The organism is Pseudomonas sp. BS3767 (assembly GCF_900099665.1).
Lineage (GTDB): Bacteria > Pseudomonadota > Gammaproteobacteria > Pseudomonadales > Pseudomonadaceae > Aquipseudomonas > Aquipseudomonas cerasi.
The window spans coordinates 578,970-602,817 of record NZ_FNCX01000003.1 but is presented as its reverse complement, the minus strand read 5'-3'; the positions used below and the strand labels follow the sequence as shown (position 1 = coordinate 602,817).

Below are 23,848 nucleotides of genomic sequence, written 5' to 3'. Positions count from 1 at the left end.
GCCCGACACGAGGAATACTGCTCAATGCCGCAAGTAGATCCAGACTTGTTCGATCGTGGCCAGTTCCAGGCCGAACTGGCCTTGAAAGCCAGCCCCATCGCTGCGTTCAAGAAGGCCATCCGCAAAGCGAGAGACGTCCTTGATGAGCGCTTCCGGTCGGGCCGTGACATTCGACGACTGATCGAGGACCGGGCATGGTTTGTCGATAACATCCTGCAAAAGGCCTGGGATCAGTTCGAATGGAGTGAAGACGCCGACATCGCGCTCCTGGCAGTGGGTGGCTATGGCCGCGGCGAGCTGCACCCGTACTCGGACATCGATCTGCTGATCCTGCTGGACAGCGACGACCACGAAGTTTTCCGCGAACCCATCGAGCGGTTTCTGACGCTGCTGTGGGACATCGGCCTGGAAGTCGGACAGAGCGTACGCTCGGTCAACGAATGCGCACAGGAAGGCCGCGCCGACCTGACCGTGATCACCAATCTGATGGAAAGCCGCACCATCGCCGGCCCCGAGCATCTGCGCCAGCGCATGCTGGAAGTCACCAGCACCGAGCACATGTGGCCGAGCAAGGAGTTCTTCCTCGCCAAGCACGCGGAACAGAAAAAACGTCACCACAAGTACAACGACACCGAATACAACCTGGAACCCAACGTCAAGGGTTCTCCAGGCGGCCTGCGCGATATTCAGACCATCCTCTGGGTAGCGCGACGCCAGTACGGCACGCTGAACCTGCATGCGCTGGCAGGCGAAGGCTTCCTGCTGGGCAGCGAAAACGCCCTGCTCGCCTCCTCTCAGGAGTTTTTGTGGAAGGTGCGTTACGCGCTGCACATGCTGGCCGGACGCTCCGAGGACCGGCTTCTGTTCGATTATCAGGTACGCATCGCCGGCTTGCTGGGCTATGAAGACAACGATGCCAAGCTGGCCATAGAGCGCTTCATGCAGAAGTACTACCGAGTGGTCATGAGCATCGCCGAACTCAGCGATCTGATCATCCAGCATTTCGAAGAAGTGATTCTTTCCGACGACAGCGGTACGGCACAGCCGATCAATTCACGCTTTCAGTTGCACGACGGCTATATAGAAGCTACCCACCCGAACGTCTTCAAGCGCACCCCGTTTGCCATGATCGAAATCTTCGTGCTCATGGCCCAGCATCCGGAAATAAAGGGTGTGCGTGCCGATACCATTCGTTTGCTGCGTGAACATCGTCACCTGATCAACGATGACTTCCGCAATGATATTCGCAACACCAGCCTGTTCATCGAGCTGTTCAAGTGCGAAATCGGCATTCATCGCAACCTGCGCCGGATGAACCGCTACGGCATTCTCGGCCTGTACCTGCCCGAGTTCGGCCATATCGTCGGCCAGATGCAGCATGACCTGTTTCACATCTATACCGTCGATGCGCACACGCTGAATCTGATCAAACACCTGCGCAAGCTGCAATACACCGAAGTGTCCGAGAAATTTCCGCTGGCCAGCAAGATCATGGGCCGTCTGCCCAAGCCGGAGTTGATCTACCTGGCCGGGCTTTATCACGACATCGGCAAGGGTCGTGGCGGTGATCACTCGGAGCTGGGCGCAATCGACGCACAGGCGTTCGGCACGCGCCATCATCTGCCTGCGTGGGACACCCGGCTCATCGTCTGGCTGGTGAGCAACCACCTGGTGATGTCGACCACCGCCCAGCGCAAGGACCTTTCCGACCCGCAGGTCATCCACGACTTTGCCCAGTTCGTGGGCGATGAAGTGCATCTGGATTACCTGTATGTGCTGACCGTCGCCGACATCAATGCGACCAATCCGACGCTCTGGAACTCGTGGCGTGCCAGCCTGCTGCGCCAGCTGTACACCGAGACCAAGCGAGCCTTGCGCCGCGGCCTGGAAAATCCGGTCGACCGCGAAGAACAGATTCGTCGCACACAGACTGCCGCGCTGGATATTCTGGTACGCAACGGCACCGATCCGGATGACGTCGAGCAGCTCTGGTCAGCGCTGGGCGACGATTACTTCCTGCGTCACACCGCAGGCGATGTGGCCTGGCATAGCGATGCAATTCTGCAGCAACCGGCCGACGGCGGTCCGCTGGTGCTGATCAAGGAGACCACACAGCGTGAATTCGAGGGCGGTACACAGATCTTCATTTACGCCCCGGATCAGCATGATTTCTTCGCGGTGACCGTGGCGGCGATGGACCAGCTGAACCTGAACATTCATGACGCGCGTATTATTACGTCCAGCAGCAAATTCACACTCGACACCTACATCGTTCTCGACCATGAAGGCGGTTCGATCGGCAACAATCCGGAGCGGATTCAGGATATCCGCGAAGGCCTGACCGAGGCCCTGCGCAACCCGGATGATTACCCGACAATCATCAAGCGCCGCGTGCCACGGCAGCTCAAGCACTTTGCTTTCGCACCGCAAGTCACCATTCACAACGACGCCCAGCGTCCGGTGACCGTACTCGAGTTGCTGGCACCGGATCGCCCCGGCCTGCTGGCGCGCATCGGCAAAATCTTCCTGGAATTCGACCTGTCCCTGCAAAACGCCAAAATTGCGACGCTGGGCGAACGTGTGGAAGACGTGTTCTTCATCACCGACGCCAACAATCACCCACTGTCCGATCCACAATTGTGCCGCCAGTTGCAGGATGCAATCGTCAAGCAACTGAGCGTCAACTCAGAGCCAGGCGGCGATTTACGGATCAGCATATGAATACTCGGTCATACGAATCGACTCAACGCAGCTCATTGAGGAACACGTTCCATGAATAACGCCATGCAACTGCTTCAGCCTTACCCATTCGAGAAGCTGCGCGCTTTGCTGGCCGGCGTAACGCCCAATCCGGAAAAGCGTCCGGTAGCGCTGTCGATTGGCGAACCGAAGCACCGCTCCCCCGATTTCGTTGCCAAGGCGCTGGCCGACAACCTTGATCAGATGGCGGTTTACCCGACCACGCTGGGTATTCCGGCACTGCGCGAAGCCATTGCCGGCTGGTGCAGCCGTCGGTTCGATGTGCCACAGGGCTGGATCGATCCGGCGCGCAATGTACTACCGGTCAATGGCACGCGCGAAGCGCTGTTCGCCTTCACCCAGACCGTGGTCAATCGCAGTGATGACGGCCTGGTGATCAGCCCGAATCCGTTTTACCAGATCTATGAAGGCGCCGCTTTTCTGGCCGGAGCCCAGCCGCACTACCTGCCATGCCTGAGCGAGAACGGTTTCAATCCCGATTTCGATGCCGTCAGCCCGGATATCTGGAAGCGTTGCCAGATCCTCTTTCTGTGCTCGCCGGGCAACCCGACCGGCGCACTGATTCCGGTTGAAACCCTGAAAAAGCTCATTGCCCTGGCTGACGAACATGACTTTGTCATTGCTGCGGACGAGTGCTACAGCGAGCTGTACTTCGACGAACAAACCCCGCCGCCGGGCCTGCTCAGCGCCTGCGTCGAGCTGGGCCGCAAGGATTTCAAACGCTGCGTGGTCTTCCACAGCCTGTCCAAGCGCTCCAATCTGCCGGGCCTGCGCTCCGGTTTTGTGGCGGGTGACGCGGAGATCCTCAAGGCCTTCCTGCTGTATCGGACCTACCACGGCTGCGCCATGCCGGTTCAGACTCAACTGGCCAGCATCGCGGCCTGGAATGATGAGGAGCACGTACGCGCCAACCGTGATCTGTACCGCGAGAAGTTCGCTGCGGTGCTCGACATCCTGAGCCCGGTGCTCGACGTTCAGCACCCGGACGGCGGCTTTTACCTGTGGCCGAATGTTGGTACCGATGACGCTGCATTTTGCCGCGATCTGTTCGTCGATCAGCACGTCACCGCAGTACCGGGCTCGTACCTTTCCCGCGAAGTGGACGGCGTCAACCCTGGCGCAGGCCGGGTGCGTCTGGCACTCGTGGCACCGTTGGCGGAATGCATCGAAGCGGCCGAACGTATCCGCGCCTTCCTGAGCAAGTAAAAGCCAAACCCAAAAAAATCACCCCGCCGCATGCAATGTGCGGCGGGGTAATTAGTTACCACCTCCCGCCCGCTGCGTGAACGTACTCTCAACCTTCATTTTTCATGCTTCCGGACACGGAGCGAATCACCATGAAGGCCAATCCCATGCCCGCATCCACTGCTCCCAAAGGCGTAAAACTGCCCGCATCCTGCTGCATGCGCAGCGCTGGAAATCACCAGGCTTCGTATGAAGCAGCGATTCACGAAAATCCCGCCAACGCGGCTATCAATCCTGCTTACGACTCGGAAACCGACGACACCGGCCAGCCAAGGCAGCAGGCGCGCCTGCTGGTTTCGTTCAGCAAATACTGGGCTCGCGGGCGAACCCTTAAAGTTCTTTTCCTTAAGAATCCTCCAGCCACCCTCACAGCCCCCATCGTGGAAGCGGCAAGCAAATGGCTGCCGCACATAAACCTGAAATTCGAGTTCGTGACGGACGGAGCGAGCGATATCCGAATTGGCTTCAATGAACATCTGAACTGGAGCGCCATAGGCACCGATACCCTGCTGGCCGAGCCTGATGAATCGACCATGGAGTTCAACGTCAAAGAACTGTACGCGGCGGACCTGAAACCAATGCCGGACCTGACGCGTATCGTTCTGCATGAATTCGGACACGCATTGGGCGCGGTTCACGAGCATCAACATCCGCAGGCAAACATCCCCTGGAACGAACCACTGGTGCGCTCACTGCTTTCGCAAACCGGGTTGAGTGACGAAGAGATCAATACCAATTTCTTCGACAGGTACGAGGCCGCCGATTTCCACCATTCGGCTTACGATCGTGATTCGGTCATGCATTTCGATATCCCCAACGGCCTGACCCTCGGCGATTTCGAGATCATCAATGTGGGCAAGACGCTCAGCAGCAATGATATCGCCGTGATGAGCGCCATCTACGCGGACCGGAGCAACTCGAAATTCGAAACGCCCTGACAGGACAGCGTTCGAACAGGTGCTGATCCTGCTGCAATCAACAGTGCGCCATACGTTTCGCACGTGTGGCGTGACCGCCTGAGAAAAGTGCTGACTATTCTCGGGTTCGCAGCTTTTCAGCTACCCAGCCGACCGCCCAACTGACAGGATCATGAGACTGCATGGGCAGCAACGGCTTTCCTTCACGAGCAGCCAGCCGGCCCTGGGCTTCGGCTTCACCGTGAATCCAGAGGGTACTTTGCTTGAATCCCTCGGCACGTTGACGCTCCCTGTAATAACGCTGCCGGACAAGCGCTTCCTGACGCTTCTTCTCTTGCTCAGACATAACGCACCCAAACTTCAAATGACGGGTAATAATTGCCCGCAGCAGCCAGCGACTCAAGCGTGAGCGGGTGAAGTTTTCTTAATGATGGTTAGCCTTATTATCTAGTTTCCGTTCAGTCTCCGTACTGGCGCTGTCACAACACTGAACGGAATGACGTGGCATAATAGCCGGCTAAATTGCGAGGAGAGGACGTGGGGAGTATCGAGCAAGATCAGCCACCCCACCTTAAACAATGACTTACACTCTGTTTGGCATCAAAGCCTGCGACACGATGAAAAAGGCCCGTACCTGGCTCGACGAGCATTCGGCGAGCTACGAATTTCACGACTACAAGACCCAGGGCATCGACCGCGAGCACCTCGAGCAGTGGTGCAATGAACACGGATGGCAGGTTGTGCTGAACCGCGCAGGCACGACCTTTCGCAAGCTCGAAGACGGACAAAAGGCCGATCTCGACCAGGCGAAAGCCATAGAACTGATGCTCGCGCAGCCGTCCATGATTAAGCGTCCAGTGCTTGATCTGGGCAATAAAACCCTGATCGGCTTCAAGCCTGACCTGTATGCAGCGGCTTTACAGTAAGCCAGAGCGCTACTGAAAGCCCCTTGATAAAGCCACGAGGTATTTACATGTCCACCACCCTGTTCAGCCTGGCCTTCGGCGTCGGCACCCAAAATCGTCAAGGCGCATGGCTTGAAGTATTTTATGCTCAGCCTCTGATCAATCCTTCTGCGGAACTGGTCGCGGCCATCGCACCGGTTCTGGGTTACACCGGCGGCAACCAGGCAATCACCTTCAATGTCGATCTGGCCTACAAGCTGGCCGAAGCGGTCAAATCCGTGGACACGACTCAAGCCGCACTGCTGACTCGCCTGGCCGAAAGCCAGAAGCCGCTGGTCGCGACTCTGCTGGCTGAAGACGCCACACTGACGTCGACTCCCGAGGCGTACCTCAAGCTGCATCTGCTGTCGCACCGCCTGGTCAAGCCGCACGGTCTGAACCTGGCAGGCATCTTTCCTCTGCTGCCAAACGTGGCCTGGACCAGCCAGGGCGCGGTTGACCTGGTCGAACTGGCCGAGCGTCAACTCGAAGCACGCCTCAAGGGCGAGCTGCTGGAAGTATTCTCGGTCGACAAATTCCCGAAAATGACCGATTACGTTGTGCCGAGCGGCGTTCGTATCGCTGACAGCGCTCGCGTGCGTCTGGGCGCCTATATCGGCGAAGGCACGACCGTCATGCACGAAGGCTTCGTCAACTTCAATGGCGGCACCGAAGGCCCGGGCATGATCGAAGGCCGCGTTTCCGCCGGCGTATTCGTCGGCAAGGGTTCGGATCTGGGCGGCGGCTGCTCGACCATGGGTACGCTGTCCGGTGGCGGCAACATCGTCATCAAGGTCGGTGAAGGCTGTCTGATTGGCGCCAACGCCGGCATCGGCATCCCGTTGGGTGATCGCAACACCGTGGAGTCGGGTCTGTATGTGACCGCAGGTACCAAGGTCGCGCTGCTCGACGAAAACAATGAGCTGGTCAAGATCGTCAAGGCCCGTGAGCTGGCAGGTCAGACAGACCTGCTGTTCCGTCGCAACTCTCAGACCGGCGCAGTGGAATGCAAAACCCACAAGTCGGCCATCGAGCTGAACGAAGCACTGCACGCTCATAACTGATGCTGTGTGCGGGTTCGAGGCCGATGGCGTTGAACCCGCCTCCACACGCTGGACGAACAATGCCCCTCTTCTCTCCCTGGCGCAGCGACTTCCCCGCACTCGCCGCTCTGCAACGGCAAGGCCAGACCTATCTGGACAATGCCGCCACGACGCAGAAGCCTCAGGCGCTGATCGACGCCCTGACTCATTACTACACCAACGGTGCCGCCAACGTGCATCGTGCCCAGCATCTGCCCGGCGCGCACGCCACCCAGGCGTTCGAGGCCAGCCGTGGCAAGGTCGCCCACTGGCTGAATGCCGGTGAACACGGCCAGATCATCTTCACCCACGGCGCAACGTCTGCGCTGAACCTGCTGGCCTACGGGCTGGAACATGAATTCGCTGCGGGCGACGAAATCGCCATCAGCGCGCTGGAACATCACGCCAATCTGCTGCCATGGCAGCAACTGGCTCAGCGACGCGGCCTGAAACTGGTAATTCTGCCGCTGGACATTGATGGCGTGATCGACTGCGATGCGGCAGCCAACCTGATCGGACCGCGCACACGCCTGCTCGCAGTCACCCAGCTCTCAAACGTGCTCGGCACCTGGCAACCCTTGGCCCGCCTCATCGCACTGGCCAAGACCCAAGGCGCACTCACCGTCGTGGACGGCTCACAAGGCGTGGTGCACGGACGCCACGATGTGCAGGCGCTGGGTTGCGATTTTTATGTGTTTTCCAGCCACAAACTGTACGGCCCGGAAGGACTCGGCGTGCTTTACGGACGCAACGAGGCGCTGCCCAGCCTCGCGCATTGGCAGTTCGGCGGCGAGATGGTGCTGACGGCCGATTATCAGCACGCGAAATTTCGTCCGGCACCCCTGGGTTTCGAAGCCGGCACCCCGCCCATCGCCAGCGTGATCGGTCTGGGCGCTACGCTGGGTTATCTGGACAGTCTCGACCATCAGGCGGTTGCAGAACATGAAGCCAGACTGCACCGTCGCCTGCTCGAGGGCCTGCAGCAGCGGGACGGCATTCAGGTCCTGGGCTCGCCGGATCTGGCACTGGTCAGCTTCGTCGTCGACGGTATTCACAATGCCGATGTGGCCCACCTGCTGACCGAACAGGGCATAGCCGTACGCGCCGGTCATCACTGCGCGATGCCGCTGTTCAAGACCCTTGGCCTGCCCGGCGCAATTCGGGTGTCACTGGCGCTGTACAACGATTCGGACGATCTGCTGCAGTTCTTCAGCGCACTGGATCAGGCACTGGAGCTGCTTCGATGAGCCTGCCCGCATTGGCGCAAACTGCGCTCGACAGTTTTTCCCGGCAACAAGGCTGGGAACAGCGCGCGCGCCTGCTGATGCAATGGGGCGATCAACTGGCGCCGTTGAGTGACGAAGAAAGGACCGACGACAATCTGGTGCACGGTTGTGAAAGCAAGGTCTGGCTGACCGGCGAAGTCAGCGACGACGCCTGGCTGTTTCGAGCTGCGAGCGACGCTCGACTGATTCGCGGTCTGGTAGCGCTGCTGCTGGCGCGTGTCAACGGCCTGTCGGAACGAGAACTGGCAGCCGTGGATTTACCTGACTGGTTCAATCGATTGGGACTCGCCCGCCAACTCTCACCCTCGCGCAGCAACGGCCTGAATGCCGTACTGCAGAAGATGCGCCATCTGACTCAAGCCTGATCGGGCGTTGCAGCCGCTGGCTTGACCCGCTCCGAAGGCCGTCGCGTGCCCGCCACCAACTTGTCCACTGCACGGGTGGCGGCAACCATGCCAAAGGTCGCGGTCACCATCATCACGGCACCGAAACCACCGGCGCAATCGAGCTTTACGCCCTCGCCGACGAATTTCTTTTCCAGACAAATGCTGCCATCCGGCTTGGGGTAGCGCAGTTGCTCGCTGGAAAACACGCAAGGCACGCTGTAGTGACGGTTCGGCGTGCGTGAAAAACCATAATCCCGACGCAGGGTCGAGCGCACCTTGGAGGCCAGCGGGTCATTGAAGGTGCGGTTCAGGTCGGCGATCTGAATCAGGGTCGGATCGATCTGCCCACCCGCCCCGCCGGTGGTGACCATCTGAATCTTGCGTCGTTTGCACCAGGAAATCAGCGCAGCCTTGGCATTGACGCTGTCGATACAGTCGATCACGAAGTCCATGTCAGGGGTAATGCACTCGGCCATGGTGTCGCGGGTCACGAAATCAGCCACGGCGTGGACAATGCAATCGGGGTTGATCGCGCGGATACGCTCAGCCATCACCTCGACTTTCGGCTGGCCGACCGTACCGCTCAGCGCATGCAACTGGCGGTTGCTGTTACTGACACAGACATCGTCCATGTCGAACAGCGAAATCTCGCCCACGCCACTGCGCGCCATCGCTTCCGCCGCCCAGGAGCCCACACCGCCGATACCCACCACCGCCACATGAGCCGCGCGCAGGCGTGCCAACCCCTCGATGCCATATAGACGGGCGATACCCGCGAACCGTGGATCTTCTGCGCTCATGATCAATACCTCAAAAACCGGCGCGCATTATAGGGGTTTGTCGACGGCAAGACACCTGACTTGTTCCCGGCAGGCGAGGTCGTTGTCCGTTGACGAGCTGCCCCAGAGACTCAAGGGAAGTAAAAAATAATGATCTCAGAACGCGATCAACGCTGACTGCTTAAACGCCATACCGTTTTTTGAAAAGCCCGAGGAAAAGAGTCTAAGCATTGCAAACGGCAATGAACGAGGACGACTAAGGTTAATCAACGCGAAGGGAACTCGCGGCACCGGCGCAACAAGCATGGAGCACATTGCAGACATGGATGAATATTCAAATAAGGCAGGCACGTGGCTGAAAAACCTGTTCAAAACCAGGTTCAACTATCCGCCCAACTGGCCTGCAATGATCTCTGGCGTGGCCTACGCCCCTTTTCGACCGGGCCAAAGCCCCTACAAACAGATTTTTCCGACGCGTGATCAGATAAGAGAAGACCTGCTGCGACTTCGAAGCATTACACGGAATATAAGAACTTACTCGGTGGAAGGGACATTGATGCATATCCCCGAACTCGCCGAAGCACTGGGTATGAATGTCACGCTTGGCGTGTGGATAACAGAGGACGAAACGCACAATATCGAGGAAATAAATGCAGGGATCGAACTCGCCAACCGTTACTCCAGCGTGCAACGCCTGGTCTTGGGAAATGAAGTCCTGTTTCGTGATGACGTTCCCATCGACCTGCTTATTCTCTATCTGCAGACCGCACGACGCGCCGTCAATGTGCCTGTTTCGACCTCCGAGATATGGACACAATGGTACGAGACGCCGGAACTCGTCAGGCATGTCGACTTCATTGCCGCCCATATTTTGCCTTTCTGGGAAAGCGTTTCAGCGCTGGACGCGACCGCGATCACTCTGGCACACGCGAACGAACTGAGAACGAGATTCCCCGACACCCCCCTCATACTTTCCGAGATTGGCTGGCCGAGCAAGGCCATCGCCAAGAGGCGGATGACGACCTCTGACGCAGAGCACTCGATATACCTGCGCAACCAGATTCCATTACTGGATCAGCACGACCATGACTATTTCGTGATAGAAGCCTTCGATCAGCACTGGAAGACTGAAGAAGGTCTGCCCGGGCCTAATTGGGGTTTGTTCGATGCAAAGCGCAGATTAAAACTGCACATCAACGGCCCGGTAAAAATGCCGGTCAACATGCTCTCGGAAATACTCAGGCTTATCACCCGCCTTAAACCGGAGTCGTGGCCTACAGGCGCCTTGATAATCGTGCTGGCTTATTGCGTATTGTCAGGGTTCGGCATGCACTACTCACAGCCACTGCCCGCTTGGCTCGCGCTGCCTGTCGCCTTTATCTGGGCTGCCAGCGTGCTGACTTACGTGGGTATCGAAACGCACGAATTCCTCGAAGCCTGCTGGGGACCGGACACCCCACGGTCTTTCCGCCCCGTCCATCGTCCTGTTGGTCCCGCCCCGAAAGTTTCCCTGCATGTTCCGTGCTGCAACGAACCTCCGGATATGGTGAAACGGACCCTCGACTCGTTGCAAAAGCTGGACTACCCGGACTTCGAGGTGCTGGTCATCGACAACAATACTCAGGACCCGGCCATCTGGAAGCCTATCGAGCGATACTGTCAGCAGCTCGGCCCTCGGTTCCAGTTTTTTCATGTCAGTCCACTTCCCGGATTCAAAGCGGGTGCACTTAACTATCTCCTGAGACATACCGCTGAAGACGCAGAAGTAGTGGCAGTCATCGACGCTGATTACTGCGTCCATCGACAGTGGCTCAAACATATGGTGCCCCACTTCACGGACCCGAAGGTTGCAGTCATTCAATCGCCGCAGGATTATCGCGACGGTCACGAAAGCCTGTTCAAGTATTGCTGTCAGGCCGAGTACCAAGGTTTTTTTAACATCGGCATGGTGATCCGTAACGATCACGATGCAATTATCCAGCACGGCACCATGACACTGATCCGCCGATCAGCACTGGACCGACTGGGCTGGGCGGAGTGGTGCATATGCGAAGACGCCGAACTTGGCCTGCGTATGCTGGAAAGTGGTTTCTCCACGGGTTACGCCGCTATCAGCTATGGCAAAGGGCTGACTCCCGATACGTTCATGGACTTCAAGAAACAACGATATCGCTGGGCATATGGAGCTATGCAGATCGTCAAGCGGCACGCCGGAAGCCTGATTGCAGGAAACTGCGCGTCCCTGAGCGCGATGCAACGCTACCATTTCATCGCGGGGTGGATGCCGTGGGTGGCAGAAGGCATGAATTATCTGTTAACGCTGGCTGCGTTGGCCTGGTCGATGGCAATGATCCTTAAGCCCGAGACTTTCGGGCCGCTGCCATGGATATTTTCCACGTCGTTGATACTGATGTTTGCCCTGCGCTCGTTAAAGATGATTGTGCTCTACCGGCAGTTGGTCAGCACACATACCAAAGAGGCACTGGCGGCGATACTGGCCGGCATGGCGCTTTATCCTGGCGGGGCTTTTCACCTCGGCAATGCCTTTCTACAGAACGCCCAAACATACCTCTGCAAACCGGATCGGACAAAACCTGCTCGATGTAAGGGAAGAACTGTCTACCTTGGCGATCTCCTGGATCGCGATTGTGCTTTTGCTCACAGGCAGGGCATCCATCGATACGAATTCCGGTTTCTGGATAACCATGCTGTTCGCACAATCACTCCCTTATCTGGCAGCCATTACCATGGCAATCCTGTCCGCTCGCGCAACCCGCCCCGCCCCATCCACAACCTGACCTATTCACAGCGCACGATAAACGACGGCCTCAGGTCGTCGTTTTGCTTTAAGATATCTGCCTTTTCGCGCCCAAAGTCTTGCTACCGGAGTTCTGTACATGACGGCCCCAGCCGACCTCTCGCCCACCCTCCAACTCGCCTGCGATCTGATCCGCCGTCCTTCAGTGACGCCGGTCGATGCCGATTGCCAGACCGTGATGATGCAGCGCCTGGGCGATGCCGGCTTCAAGCTGGAGCCAATGCGTATCGAAGACGTCGACAACTTCTGGGCCACCCACGGCACCACCGACGGCCCGGTGCTGTGTTTCGCCGGTCATACCGACGTGGTTCCGACCGGTCCGGTACAGAACTGGCAGAACGATCCGTTCGATGCGTTGATCGACGAGCACGGCATGCTCTGCGGGCGCGGCGCGGCAGACATGAAAGGCAGTCTGGCGGCCATGCTGGTGGCGGCCGAGCGCTTTGTCGCCGATCATCCTGATCATAAGGGCTCGGTGGCATTTCTGATCACCAGCGACGAAGAAGGCCCGGCGCATCACGGCACCAAGGCTGTCGTAGAGCGCCTCGCGGCCCGTAACGAGCGTCTGGACTGGTGCATCGTCGGTGAGCCTTCGAGCACCACACTGGTCGGCGACGTGGTCAAGAACGGTCGACGCGGTTCGCTGGGGGCCACGCTGACGGTGCGCGGCAAGCAAGGCCATGTGGCTTACCCGCATCTGGCGAAGAACCCGATTCATCTGGCCGCGCCGGCCCTGGCCGAACTGGCCGCCGAGCACTGGGACCATGGCAACGATTTCTTCCCGCCGACCAGCTTCCAGATCTCCAACCTGAACGCTGGCACCGGCGCCACCAACGTCATCCCGGGCGATCTGGTGGCGGTCTTCAACTTCCGCTTTTCCACCGAATCGACCGTCGAAGGCTTGCAGCAGCGCGTTGCCGACATCCTCGACAAGCATGAACTGGACTGGCACGTGGACTGGGCATTGTCCGGCCTGCCATTCCTGACCGAGCCGGGCGCGTTGCTGGACGCCGTGTTCTCAAGCATCAAAAGCGTCACGGGCCGTGACACCAAAGCCTCGACCAGCGGCGGAACCTCCGATGGTCGCTTCATTGCCACACTCGGTACCCAGGTGGTCGAGCTGGGGCCGGTCAACGCGACGATCCACCAGGTCAACGAACGTATTCTGGCCAGCGATCTGGATGTGCTGACCGAGATCTACTACCAGACCCTGGTCAAGTTGCTCGCCTGATGCTGACCTGCCCGATCTGCTCAGCGCCGCTCAGCACTGCCGACAACGGCGTTGCGTGCCCGGCCAATCATCGCTTCGACCGCGCCCGTCAGGGTTATCTGAACCTGTTGCCGGTGCAGCACAAGAACAGCCGCGACCCTGGCGACAATCAGGCCATGGTCGAGGCGCGACGCGACTTTCTCAACGCCGGGCACTACGCTCCGGTAGCCCGGCGTCTGGCTGAACTGGCCGCCGAGCGATCCCCCGCGCATTGGTTGGACATCGGCTGTGGCGAAGGGTATTACACCGCGCAGATTGCCGAAGCCTTGCCTCATGCCGATGGCTATGCGCTGGACATCTCCCGTGAAGCGGTCAAGCGCGCCTGCCGTCGTGACCCGACGCTGACCTGGATGGTCGCCAGCATGGCGCGTGTGCCACTTCCGGATGCCAGTTGCCAGTTTCTGGCCAGCGTGTTCAGCCCGCTGGACTGGCAGGAAGCCAAACGCCTGCTGACCCCAGGCGGCGGACTGATGCGGGTCGGCCCGACCAATGAGCATCTGATGGAGCTGCGTCAGCGGCTCTATGATGAAGTGCGCGATTATGCCGATGACAAGCACCTGTCGCTGGTGCCGCAAGGCATGCAGCTGCAACACAGCGAAACCCTGCGCTACACGCTGAAGCTGATCGACGGCCAGTCCCGCGCCGATCTGCTGGCCATGACACCGCACGGCTGGCGCGCCAGCGCCGAACGTCGGGCAGCGGTCATCGAGCAACCAGGACCTTTCAAGGTCACCGTTTCCATGCGCTACGATTATTTCGTGCTGCAATAAGCATTCAACAGAGGCCCCCATGCGCCAACCCGATATCGAGATTTACCTGAAAGACGAAGACGTCGATCACAAGGCAATCGCCCAATGGCTCGGCGACGCGCTGGGCTCCTGCAGCGAATGGAAGCAGAAAGGCCAGACCTGGAAATGCACAGCGGGCACTGTGGCCGTCACCTGGCTGCCCAAAGCGGTCGGCAAATGGAACAGCCTGCATCTGGACAGCGACCAGACCCCGTGGGAAGACGACATCGCCTGCGCCCGCGCTGCATTCAAGGCCTTGAACGTTGAAGTACGTTGCGCCCCGGGCACCTGGGTTGAAGAAGAAAGCGACGAGACTGCCGATCGCTGGATACGCGTGAGTGCCGACGGCGAAGAAGAGATAACCTGGCGAACCTCGTAGGATTTTTCGCTGCGACGTTGCCGATGCGTGCCGTCGTGAGGTGAACCCGGCTCGGTACGCGGTCATTCAGACTTGATCCGTTCAGCCGGCATACGGCGCTTTTGCCGATCGCTGCGGGATACGTCACACTGGCGCCCATCCAGGGCAATCGCCCGCCCCTCACTCAGCAGAAGCCGTATGACCCGTTCTCCATTCCGTCGTCTTGTGTTCGGCACCCTGCGCCGGTTGTTGTATCTCTGGGTTCGCTCGGAAACCATCAATCAATCGTCTTTCACGCTGAATCTGGACCGCAGTCGCCCGGTGTTCTATGCGCTGCAATCGCCGTCGATCAGCGATCTGGCAGTGATCGACACAGAATGCCGCAAGGCCGGTCTGCCTCGTCCGGTGCTGTCGGTGGCGGTCGGCAACCTGATTGAGCCCGCCGCATTCTTTTACCTGACCCCCTCCCCTGACTGGCTCGGTCGCCAGGACAAGCGCGGTGCGCCCCCGACGCTGGAGCGTGTGGTTGCAGCCATCAGCCAGAACCCCGGCGAAGACGCGCAGATCATCCCGGTCAGCGTGTTCTGGGGCCAGTCACCTGACCGCGAGTCCAGTGCCTGGAAGCTTCTGTTTGCCGACAGCTGGGCGGTGACCGGTCGCTTACGCCGTCTGGTCAGCATCCTGATTCTGGGCCGCAAGACCCGCGTGCAGTTTTCTGCGCCGATTCACATGCGCGAACTGGTGGGTGAAAACAAGGGTTACGAACTGACGCTGCGCATGACTCAACGTCTGCTGCGCGTGCATTTTCGCAACCTGAAAAGCGCCGTGATCGGCCCGGACGTTTCGCACCGGCGCACGGTGGTCAAGGGTCTGCTGGATGAGCCACTGGTCAAGCAGGCGATCATCGAAGAGGCCGAGCGTGAACACATCACCCAGGAAAAGGCGCGGGAACGGGCACTGAGCTACGGCAACGAGATCGCCTCGGACTACACCTATTCGGTGATCCGCTTCATGGAAGTGGTCCTCAGCTGGTTCTGGAACAAGATCTACGATGGCATCAAGGTCAGCCACATCGAAGGCGTTCAGGAAGTGGCGCCGGGACATGAGGTCATTTATGTACCTTGCCACCGCAGCCATATCGATTATCTGCTGCTGTCTTACCTGCTGTTTCGCAACGGCCTCACGCCGCCGCACATCGCCGCCGGCATCAACCTGAATATGCCGGTGGTCGGCAGCCTGCTGCGACGTGGCGGGGCATTTTTCATGCGCCGCACGTTCAAGGGCAACCCGCTGTATACGGCGGTGTTCACCGAGTACCTGCACACGCTGTTCATCAAGGGCTTTCCGGTCGAATACTTTGTCGAAGGCGGCCGTTCGCGCACCGGGCGCATGCTGCAACCGAAAACCGGCATGCTCGCCATCACCCTGCGCAGCTTCCTGCGCAACTCGCGGATGCCCATCGTCTTCATTCCGGTGTACATCGGCTACGAGCGTGTTCTGGAGGGCCGCACCTACCTGGGCGAGCTGCGCGGGGCAACCAAGAAGAAAGAGTCGATCTTCGATATCTTCAAAGTCATTGGCGCGCTGAAAAAGCGCTTCGGCCAGGTCTCGGTGAACTTCGGTGCGCCCATCAAACTGGCCGAGTTCCTCGATGGCGAGCAACCGGACTGGCGCGAACAGCAACTGGACCCGCAATTTCGCCCCGAATGGCTGAGCGAGACCACGCACCGCCTGGGTGAGCGTGTGGCCCAGCACCTGAACGAAGCCGCTGCCGTCAACCCTATGAACCTGGTTGCCGTGGCGTTACTGTCGACGCAAAGGCTGGCGCTGGACGATCAGGCCATGGAGCGGGTTCTCGACCTGTACCTGACCCTGCTACGCGCCGTTCCGTACTCCCCGCACACGACGCTGCCCGAAGGCGACGGCCGCTCGCTGATCGAGCATGTCAAAGGCATGGACCTGCTCGCCGAGCAAAAAGACGCGTTGGGCAAAATTCTGTACCTGAACGAACAGAATGCCGTGTTAATGACCTACTACCGCAACAACGTTCTGCACATCTTCGCCCTGCCGTCGCTGCTCGCGAGCTTTTTCCAGAGCTCGTCGCGCATGACCCGCGATCAGATCCTGCGCTACACACGTGCGCTGTACCCGTTCCTGCAATCGGAGCTGTTCATTCGCTGGCCGCTGAACGAACTGGATGAGGTGGTCGATCAATGGCTCGCTGCGTTCGTGGAACAAGGTCTGTTGCGCTTCAAAAAGGACGCCTACGTGCGCCCCGAGCCCAGCTCGCGCGAGTTCGTCTTGCTGACCCTGTTGTCGCGCGCCATCGCCCAGACCCTGCAGCGCTTCTACATGGCGATCGCCTTGTTGCTCAACAGCGGGCAGAACACGCTGAGTCCCGAACAGCTCGAGGACCTGTGCACGGTCATGGCCCAGCGCCTGTCGATTCTGCACGGCCTCAATGCGCCGGAGTTCTTCGACAAGAGCCTGTTCCGGCACTTCATTCAGACCCTGCTGGACCTGGGCGTGCTGCGCAAGGACAGTGCCGGCAAGCTGAGCTATCACCCGATGCTGGGCGAACTGGCGGAAGGGGCGGCCAAGCGCGTATTGCCTGCCGAAATCCGTCTTTCGATACGGCAAGTGGCCTTGCACAGCAATGAAGAGGAGCAGGACGTGGGAAGCGATCAAGAGCCAGCGTAGGGCTTTTCCGTAATCTGGCAGGGATCTTTAGACGAGTGTTTTGTGCTGTCTGGACCCTGCTAGGGTTGGGTGTGTACCAATGACTGGTGCCTATCAACTCAGGCAGCCTGCTGATCCGTTCAACACTGAATGCTCCCTTCAACGGTGCGCCTCGGCGCGTCGTTGTCGTTTCACAAAGCTTCATCCCCTCAACATCGATTGACGTCCATCGCTAACGGGTGCAAGTGCCTGTCGCGACTTCCTGATACGCTTGCTCACGCACCGCACCACTATCGCCCCGGGTTCAGGTCAGAACCCACTTCAACAAGGACGCTCTCATGCTTCGTTTTTCGTTCTCCCTGGCCGGCCTGTGCGCTGGCCTTCTGCTGTCGGCCAACGTTTTCGCCCTGTCGTTGAGCGACCGCTCGCAATCGGACGCAACCGGTGGACTCAAGGATGCCCTGACTCAGGGCGCACAGGTCGCCGTCAAACAGCTCGGCGTTCCCGGTGGTTTCAGCAAAAATGAAGAGGTGCGCATCGAGCTGCCGGGCAAACTCGGCCAGATCGCGAAGAAGATGAAAATGCTGGGCATGGGCACTCAGGTCGATCAGCTGGAAACCAGCATGAACCAGGCCGCCGAAGCCGCCGTGCCTCAAGCTCAGGCACTGCTTGTGGATGCAGTGAAGAAGATGAGCGTAACCGACGCCAAGGCCATTCTCAGCGGCGGCAAGGACTCGGCCACCCAGTACCTGAGCAGCACCAGCCGCGAGCAGATCCGCGCCAGGTTCCTGCCTATCGTCAAGAAGTCCACCGATCAGGTGGGTCTGGCCCAGAAGTACAATGCCTTTGCCGGCAAAGCGGCGGCGCTTGGCGCGCTTGACAGCAAAAGTGCCAACCTTGAAGGCTACGTGACCGAACAAGCGCTGAACGGGCTGTTCGAAATGATCGCCAAACAGGAAGAAAGCATCCGCGCCAACCCTGCTGCTGCCGCTACGGGCCTGGCGAAGAAGGTATTTGGCGCGCTTTGAGTGCAAGGTCTGCGCCTGTATTCACGGGCGCCTCTGCGTTTGACTCGGGCCCGGGCCGTTGAGAATAGGCGCTATGCACCGCTTTCCTCTGCGGCTGCCTTGGGCTTCAAGGCCTTCTTCGGGTAAATGTCGTAGCGGCTGGATTTGCCGTCCAGCGCATAACCTGGCTTGAGGCCGTCGATGCAGGGCGCCTTGCGCGGGCGTTTGACCACCACGCGGTGGGTGGCAAGCGCCAGTGCTGCCTCAAGCAACGCAGGCGCGTCCATGTCATCACCGACCAATGGCCGGAACAGACGCATTTCCTTTTTCACCAGTGCGGTCTTTTCCCGGTGCGGGAACATCGGGTCCAGGTAGATCACCTGAGGCGGCTCCCCTGTCCAGGCACGGATGATATCGATCGAGTTGCCGGTCAACAGGCGCATCCGGGCGATGATAGAACCGACATCACGATCACCGCGCCCACGGGCCAGACCGTCTTCCAGCAATGCAGCGATGATCGGCTGACGCTCGATCAGGCTCATGTCGCAACCGAGACTCGCGAGCACGAACGCATCCTTGCCAAGGCCTGCCGTTGCGTCCAGCACGCTGGGGCGAATGCCTGGCTGAATACCGACCGCTTTGGCAATCATCTGCCCGGTCCCACCACCGAACAGCCGCCGGTGAGCGACTGCGCCCTCGACAAAGTCGACACGTACAGCGCCCGGTGCATCATCGCCCAACTGCTGCAATTGCAGCCCGTCGTCAGTCAGTTGCAGTGCAAAATCAGCGTGCGCATCGCTCAACGGCAGGCCCAGGCGCTGCGCCCATTGCGCCGCCTGCTCCTGCTCGCCAACGGCCAGGGCTTCGACCCGGATACGACTGCCTGCTTGCTGCTCAATCATTGCGTCTACACACTCAAAAATTGTTAATGATCGGCAAAGTCTGCCGATAACCAAGTATCCGGCATTTTGCCAGACCCAAGGCCAGTACTGATCGCTATGTCAGAGATTGTTCAATCATCCATCGGCTATTTGTCGCACTCAGGCGACTTTAGCGTACGCAACAGCCGCACACTGGGTGGTGTGACACAGCTGTGGTCGGATGCATTTGCCCGGGCGATGGCGGATCAGGTCAGTGAAAGCGCTTCAGTACCCGTACACCCGACGGCTGTTGAGGTGGATGTAGAAACAGGCGAGCCGGTCGCTGGCGCCAAAACCCTGAGCAAGATCGTCGAGCAACGTACCTGTCCGGTCACCGATACCGAGGTCAAGCCTCCAGAGCCGCTGTTCCTGCCGATTGCCGAGTTTGACCTTGATCTGCTGCCTCCGCCTGCAGAGCCGTTCAGCATGGCTGAAATGATCGAACAGCAACGCCATCTGGAGTTCGAGAGCCACTGGGTACGCCCTACCGTTCTGAACCCTTATGACGATAGCGTCAAACCAGGCCCAGGCCCGCAGCCACGCCCGCTGCATCTGCCGATTGCCGAATTCGAATGGGAACTGGCCGACAAGCCTGCCCAACCTCTGGATGAGCAGACCATCGCCGCCCAACAGCGCCAGTTCGACTACGAGAACGGCTGGGCACGTCCGCTGATCCTGCAGAACCTGCGCATGGCGGCATAAGCCCGAACACTTACCTGCACACCGACCAGCGCCCCATGTCGACGTGAAAATGATCGCGATGCGCCGCGTTGTACTCAGGCCCGAGCACCGTGCTGAAGTTTTTGCAGGCACCGTCACGTAACAGCCTCAGAAAACGCCCCTTTTCCCCCTCGTCGCCCCAATCCTTGAGAACAACAATGCGCTGACCGTCTGCCAGGCGAAAACCTGCCATGTCCAGCGCATTGGCCGTGGCGTGCTGGCTGAGCCGAGCATTGGCGCGGTTGTAGATGTTGCGGCAGGCAAAGCTGCCCAAATGATCGATCCGCGCTACCCGCTGGCCGAAAACAGCCTGGGCGGCGGGTTGCAAGGTGTGAATATCAAACAGCGCATAGGCGACCGCCAACGGGCAACTGGCCAGAAAGCTGCTGCTCAGCGCCACGTCGCCACCCTGAATGCGCAGGGTATTTTCCAGGGGGCAACGGGCAGAAGGATCACTGTCGGCCTGGCGACTGAAACGCAACCCTGACGAACTCAGCACCTGATCGCACAGCGCGGGATCATTTTGCAGTCGCGACAGCTTGTAAGACGTCAGAAAGTTGGGCTCGGCCCGCACATCCAAAGGCGCCCACGGGTTCCAGCGCTCGGGTACATCGACCCAACCGCGCCAGACGGCGAACGCCCCCATTGCACAGAGCAGCAGGAATACCAGCAGCACGCGCATGCTTAACCCTTGACCCGCGCCACGGGTGCGAATCGAACAGAAAATCTATGGATAGGGACAAAACAGCGCAGTTGCGAATCCATAAGCGGGCTCTCCACAAGGTCGGACTCTGTCAGCCCACACCTGGAAGACCTCAGAGCAAGCCCAACTGTTCCACCTGAGGCCCGCGATCCAGTTCGAACAATGCCGGCAGGCCAGGCAATCGCGCCATCAGTTGCTGATGAAAGCGCATGGCCTGTTCGGCAGCCTTGATGTTGTCCGGGGTGTGCAGGAAGACATAAGGCGTGCGCCCCTCTTCGATCCACACGGCGACCTTTTCCACCCACTGCACCAAAAACTGATCATTGGCCTCCAGGTCAGGACCGCCGATGAAACGGACCTGAGGAAACAGGGTCAGCGCGGCCGGACGAGGTGGCACCTTGGGTTTTTTCGATTGGGCGTGCAGGACTGCGGGATCGCTTGAGACGCAGCTGAACAACGCGCGGGAATCGAGACAGATGCGCTCGACGCCTCGGTCCAGCAGCAGGCGATTGAGCATGCGCTCTTCATCACCTTTCAGGAAAAACGCCATATTGCGCACTTCTACGGCAAGCGGCACGTTGAGTTCGTCGAGAAAGCCGGCCAGCTCGGCCAGACGCTGCGGCGTGAAGCTGGCGGGCAACTGCAGCCAGAACGGCGCTATCCGCCCGCCCAGAGGCGCAAGTAACCGGATGAATTCCTCAGCGGCGCCGACCTGCTCACGAAGGTCGCCGTTATGACTGATGTCTTTATGGAATTTGGCGGTGAAACGAAAATCGTCGGGCATCGTTTCTGCCCAGCGCTGCACCGTGGTGGCGGCGGGACGGGCGTAGAAAGTGGTGTTACCTTCGACAGCGTTGAATACCTGAGTGTAAAGATTCAGGAAATCATTGGGGCGGGCATCTTCGGGGTACAACGAATCGCGCCAGGCGTTTTCACTCCATGACGGACAACCAACGTAGTAAGGCAGACGGGACACAATCAAACGTGCAGATCGAGCCCCGATACTTCAAGGTCCCAATCGACAAAACTGGCAGTGGCCATATAACTGGCCAGCGCGTGGGCGACACGAGAGCTCATGGAGCGCGGGAAAATGATGTCTTGCGGACGCGCAGGCACGTTGGCAGTGCTGCCAATCGGCGAATCACCCGTTTCACGGCGAGCGCGCGCTGGGGGCGGCGGCAACTCGGCATCAACTACGACTTCCTCAAAAGACCCTTCGACGGTCGAAGGCGTTTTCTGCGGCTTTCGCTTGATGGGATACGAGCGTGATGAGGTTCCGTCTATGCGCATCGATTATGTACTCGGCGTCGATAGTGGCAATTTAGCGTTACTGCCTTGTAGCTCGCAAATTGCGTAACGATAACTAGACCACATATCTTGCAACTTGTTATCGCCAAATGAGATTAAAGACCATTCAGACGATAAACGGTAGATGGCAAACTGATATTTTTAAATACTGGCTGGGCGGTTGGCGAGTATTGAAAGACACCTGCATGGAATGCGGCAGGCTGTTGTGCAAGCCCCGTCCTTGCGTCAACGCGCCTTCGGCGTAGCCACCTTGTCACGCAGGTAAACCGGCTGAGCGTCATCCGCAGGCAGGGCTTCGCCGCGGTGCCAGGCAAAGGTTGCCAGCATCAACAGATCCTGCGCGTGCGGCAGCATGGCTGCATCATGGCCTGTCAGACTGAGAGGAATACGCTCTGCATAGCCCCAGCCCGTACCGGCGCCAAACCACTGCCCGCTGGCGTGCGCAGGCAGCGCGGCAAATTCGGGCGCCATCACAGCCTCTTCGCCCAACAGGCGCATTTCCCCGGCGGCCTCGTGATAGCAACCCCAGTACACCTCGTCCATGCGCGCATCGATAGCCGATGCCACCTGCGACACGCCGTGTTCGCGCAAGGCGCGCTGCGCCAGCACGGCGAGGTTCGACACGGGCAGCACCGGACGCTCAAGGGCAAATGCCAGGCCTTGCACGACGCCGATGGCAATACGCACGCCGGTAAACGCGCCGGGACCGCGCCCGAAAGCGATGGCGTCCAGCGCCGACATGGCAATGCCCGCCTCGGCCATCAGGCTTTTGATCATGGGCAGCAGCCGCTGGGCATGCAGGCGCGGGATCACCTCGTAGTGGCTCAGCACCTTGCCGTCATGCAGCAAAGCGACCGAGCAGGCTTCAGTGGCGGTGTCCAGGGCCAGCAAGGTGGTCATCGGTGTTTCCGTCGTGGTCAATGTGAAAAAGTGCAGCAGTATAAATGACAAATGGCCCGCAAGCGGGCCATTTATTGTTCAGACCGAGAGCCTTACTTCAGGGCTTCCAGTACTTTTGCAGTGATGTCCTCAACCGAACCGACGCCCGGAATATGGCTGCACTTGGGCTTGCCGTTCTTCGCTTCCAGCTTGCTGTAGAACTCGACCAGCGGCTTGGTCTGGGCGTGGTACACCGACAGGCGATGACGCACGGTCTCTTCGACGTCGTCCTTGCGCTGCAGCAGTGGTTCGCCGGTCACATCATCAATGCCTTCAACCTTCGGCGGATTGAAGATGGTGTGGTAGATGCGCCCGGAACCTTCGTGAACCCGGCGGCCGGACATGCGCTTGACGATTTCTTCGTCATCGACGGCGATTTCCAGCACATGGTCGATTTCCAGACCGGCTTTCAACAGGGCTTCGGCCTGTGGAATGGTGCGCGGAAAGCCATCGAACAGCACGCCGTTCGCGCAGTCCGGCTGGGCCAGACGGTCCTTGATCAGGCCGATGATCAGGTCATCGGAAACCAGACCGCCCGAGTCCATGACGCTTTTGGCCTTCAGGCCCAGCTCGGTTTCAGCCTTGACTGCAGCGCGCAGCATGTCGCCTGTCGAAACCTGCGGGATGCCGAACTTTTCAGTGATGAATTTTGCCTGAGTACCTTTACCGGCCCCGGGAGCTCCCAGCAGAATCACGCGCATCGTCATGCTCCTCAAATTTTTTATAGTGAAATCATCGGATTCGCCTCGGGGGCCAATCTAAAAAATGAATCAGGCCAATAGGCCGAAAGGCTGATCAAGATACACAGCAGACCGAGGCCGCACAAGCCGCCGAAAGTCGCAGTAAGCGCAGGCGTACCGCCTTGTCAGCCTTGATTTCAGAGTGATATGACCTGTATCAAGGTTTACGGCAGGCCAGCCTGCAAATCCCGCGCTGGCC

21 protein-coding genes and 1 pseudogene are annotated in these 23,848 nt (G+C 59.2%); 14 read left to right on the top strand and 8 right to left on the bottom strand.

All coding sequences use genetic code 11. The features are described from left to right. Positions 1–24 precede the first annotated feature (24 nt). The 3 genes from BLR16_RS11850 (at position 25) to BLR16_RS11840 (ending at position 4,943) form a co-directional block, all read left to right on the top strand. Positions 25–2,721: a [protein-PII] uridylyltransferase gene (locus BLR16_RS11850; protein ID WP_003364865.1), complete on the top strand. Its 2,697-nt coding sequence runs from the start codon at positions 25–27 to the stop codon at positions 2,719–2,721. Positions 2,722–2,772: 51 nt separating this feature from the next. Then, positions 2,773–3,966, top strand: a complete 1,194-nt coding sequence (gene dapC, locus BLR16_RS11845) for a succinyldiaminopimelate transaminase (RefSeq protein ID WP_058416023.1) — start codon at positions 2,773–2,775, stop codon at positions 3,964–3,966. Positions 3,967–4,097: 131 nt separating this feature from the next. Continuing rightward, the gene (locus BLR16_RS11840; protein WP_074805500.1) at positions 4,098–4,943 is read left to right on the top strand and encodes a matrixin family metalloprotease; all 846 of its coding nucleotides are present in this window, start codon (positions 4,098–4,100) and stop codon (positions 4,941–4,943) included. Between the two features lie 94 nt (positions 4,944–5,037). Here the strand turns inward: BLR16_RS11840 and BLR16_RS28585 are convergent, their stop codons facing one another. Next, the gene (locus BLR16_RS28585) at positions 5,038–5,268 is read right to left on the bottom strand and encodes a hypothetical protein (protein WP_003314288.1); all 231 of its coding nucleotides are present in this window, start codon (positions 5,266–5,268) and stop codon (positions 5,038–5,040) included. Between the two features lie 232 nt (positions 5,269–5,500). Between BLR16_RS28585 and BLR16_RS11830 the strand changes: the two genes are divergently transcribed. The 4 genes from BLR16_RS11830 to BLR16_RS11815 are packed head-to-tail and all read left to right on the top strand — an operon-like array spanning position 5,501 to position 8,599. Next, positions 5,501–5,848 carry an ArsC family reductase gene (locus tag BLR16_RS11830; RefSeq protein WP_003364871.1) on the top strand — a complete coding sequence of 116 codons (348 nt, stop codon included), beginning with the start codon at positions 5,501–5,503 and terminating at the stop codon, positions 5,846–5,848. A gap of 47 nt (positions 5,849–5,895) precedes the next feature. After that, positions 5,896–6,930 carry a 2,3,4,5-tetrahydropyridine-2,6-dicarboxylate N-succinyltransferase gene (dapD, locus tag BLR16_RS11825; RefSeq protein WP_003364873.1) on the top strand — a complete coding sequence of 345 codons (1,035 nt, stop codon included), beginning with the start codon at positions 5,896–5,898 and terminating at the stop codon, positions 6,928–6,930. Positions 6,931–6,989: 59 nt separating this feature from the next. Then, positions 6,990–8,195 (top strand): aminotransferase class V-fold PLP-dependent enzyme, encoded by a 1,206-nt coding sequence (locus tag BLR16_RS11820; protein ID WP_003364876.1) that lies wholly within the window; start codon positions 6,990–6,992, stop codon positions 8,193–8,195. Beyond that, positions 8,192–8,599 (top strand): SufE family protein, encoded by a 408-nt coding sequence (locus BLR16_RS11815; protein WP_003364878.1) that lies wholly within the window; start codon positions 8,192–8,194, stop codon positions 8,597–8,599. Before BLR16_RS11820 ends, BLR16_RS11815 begins: the two co-directional genes overlap by 4 nt. On the opposite strand, the gene tcdA is transcribed toward BLR16_RS11815, so the two are convergent. Further along, entirely contained in the window at positions 8,590–9,420 is an 831-nt protein-coding gene (gene tcdA / locus BLR16_RS11810) for a tRNA cyclic N6-threonylcarbamoyladenosine(37) synthase TcdA (protein ID WP_044309251.1), read from the bottom strand. The genes BLR16_RS11815 and tcdA overlap by 10 nt on opposite strands. A gap of 283 nt (positions 9,421–9,703) precedes the next feature. Between tcdA and BLR16_RS11805 the strand changes: the two are divergent. The 6 genes and pseudogenes from BLR16_RS11805 (at position 9,704) to BLR16_RS11780 (ending at position 18,340) form a co-directional block, all read left to right on the top strand. Continuing rightward, positions 9,704–12,197, top strand: a pseudogene (locus tag BLR16_RS11805) (glycosyltransferase family 2 protein). A 99-nt stretch (positions 12,198–12,296) separates the two neighbouring features. Further along, positions 12,297–13,448, top strand: a complete 1,152-nt coding sequence (gene dapE / locus BLR16_RS11800; RefSeq protein ID WP_074805506.1) for a succinyl-diaminopimelate desuccinylase — start codon at positions 12,297–12,299, stop codon at positions 13,446–13,448. Then, positions 13,448–14,257 (top strand): putative RNA methyltransferase, encoded by an 810-nt coding sequence (locus BLR16_RS11795; protein ID WP_074805509.1) that lies wholly within the window; start codon positions 13,448–13,450, stop codon positions 14,255–14,257. Before dapE ends, BLR16_RS11795 begins: the two co-directional genes overlap by 1 nt. A gap of 19 nt (positions 14,258–14,276) precedes the next feature. Next, on the top strand, positions 14,277–14,654 hold the full coding sequence (locus tag BLR16_RS11790) for a hypothetical protein (RefSeq protein ID WP_003433406.1): 378 nt from the start codon (positions 14,277–14,279) through the stop codon (positions 14,652–14,654). Between the two features lie 177 nt (positions 14,655–14,831). Continuing rightward, positions 14,832–17,333, top strand: coding sequence for a glycerol-3-phosphate 1-O-acyltransferase PlsB (plsB, locus tag BLR16_RS11785; protein ID WP_044309248.1), 2,502 nt, complete (start codon positions 14,832–14,834; stop codon positions 17,331–17,333). A 317-nt stretch (positions 17,334–17,650) separates the two neighbouring features. Then, positions 17,651–18,340: a DUF4197 domain-containing protein gene (locus tag BLR16_RS11780; RefSeq protein WP_092194286.1), complete on the top strand. Its 690-nt coding sequence runs from the start codon at positions 17,651–17,653 to the stop codon at positions 18,338–18,340. Between the two features lie 71 nt (positions 18,341–18,411). Here the strand turns inward: BLR16_RS11780 and BLR16_RS11775 are convergent, their stop codons facing one another. Then, complete coding sequence (locus BLR16_RS11775) at positions 18,412–19,221, bottom strand: class I SAM-dependent methyltransferase (protein WP_003364894.1); 810 nt, start codon at positions 19,219–19,221, stop codon at positions 18,412–18,414. Positions 19,222–19,317: 96 nt separating this feature from the next. On the opposite strand from BLR16_RS11775, the gene BLR16_RS11770 reads away from it, so the two are divergent. Continuing rightward, on the top strand, positions 19,318–19,941 hold the full coding sequence (locus BLR16_RS11770) for a hypothetical protein (RefSeq protein WP_003364895.1): 624 nt from the start codon (positions 19,318–19,320) through the stop codon (positions 19,939–19,941). 10 nt (positions 19,942–19,951) lie between these two features. On the opposite strand, the gene BLR16_RS11765 is transcribed toward BLR16_RS11770, so the two are convergent. The 5 genes from BLR16_RS11765 to adk form a co-directional block, all read right to left on the bottom strand. Further along, positions 19,952–20,641, bottom strand: a complete 690-nt coding sequence (locus tag BLR16_RS11765; RefSeq protein WP_044309246.1) for an extensin-like domain-containing protein — start codon at positions 20,639–20,641, stop codon at positions 19,952–19,954. A gap of 133 nt (positions 20,642–20,774) precedes the next feature. After that, on the bottom strand, positions 20,775–21,638 hold the full coding sequence (locus BLR16_RS11760; RefSeq protein ID WP_054080750.1) for a DUF72 domain-containing protein: 864 nt from the start codon (positions 21,636–21,638) through the stop codon (positions 20,775–20,777). A 2-nt stretch (positions 21,639–21,640) separates the two neighbouring features. After that, positions 21,641–21,952 carry a hypothetical protein gene (locus BLR16_RS11755; RefSeq protein ID WP_003364898.1) on the bottom strand — a complete coding sequence of 104 codons (312 nt, stop codon included), beginning with the start codon at positions 21,950–21,952 and terminating at the stop codon, positions 21,641–21,643. A gap of 243 nt (positions 21,953–22,195) precedes the next feature. After that, positions 22,196–22,870 (bottom strand): tRNA (adenosine(37)-N6)-threonylcarbamoyltransferase complex dimerization subunit type 1 TsaB, encoded by a 675-nt coding sequence (tsaB, locus tag BLR16_RS11750; protein WP_074805514.1) that lies wholly within the window; start codon positions 22,868–22,870, stop codon positions 22,196–22,198. Between the two features lie 92 nt (positions 22,871–22,962). Continuing rightward, on the bottom strand, positions 22,963–23,610 hold the full coding sequence (gene adk / locus BLR16_RS11745) for an adenylate kinase (protein WP_003364903.1): 648 nt from the start codon (positions 23,608–23,610) through the stop codon (positions 22,963–22,965). Between the last annotated feature and the right edge of the window lie 238 nt (positions 23,611–23,848).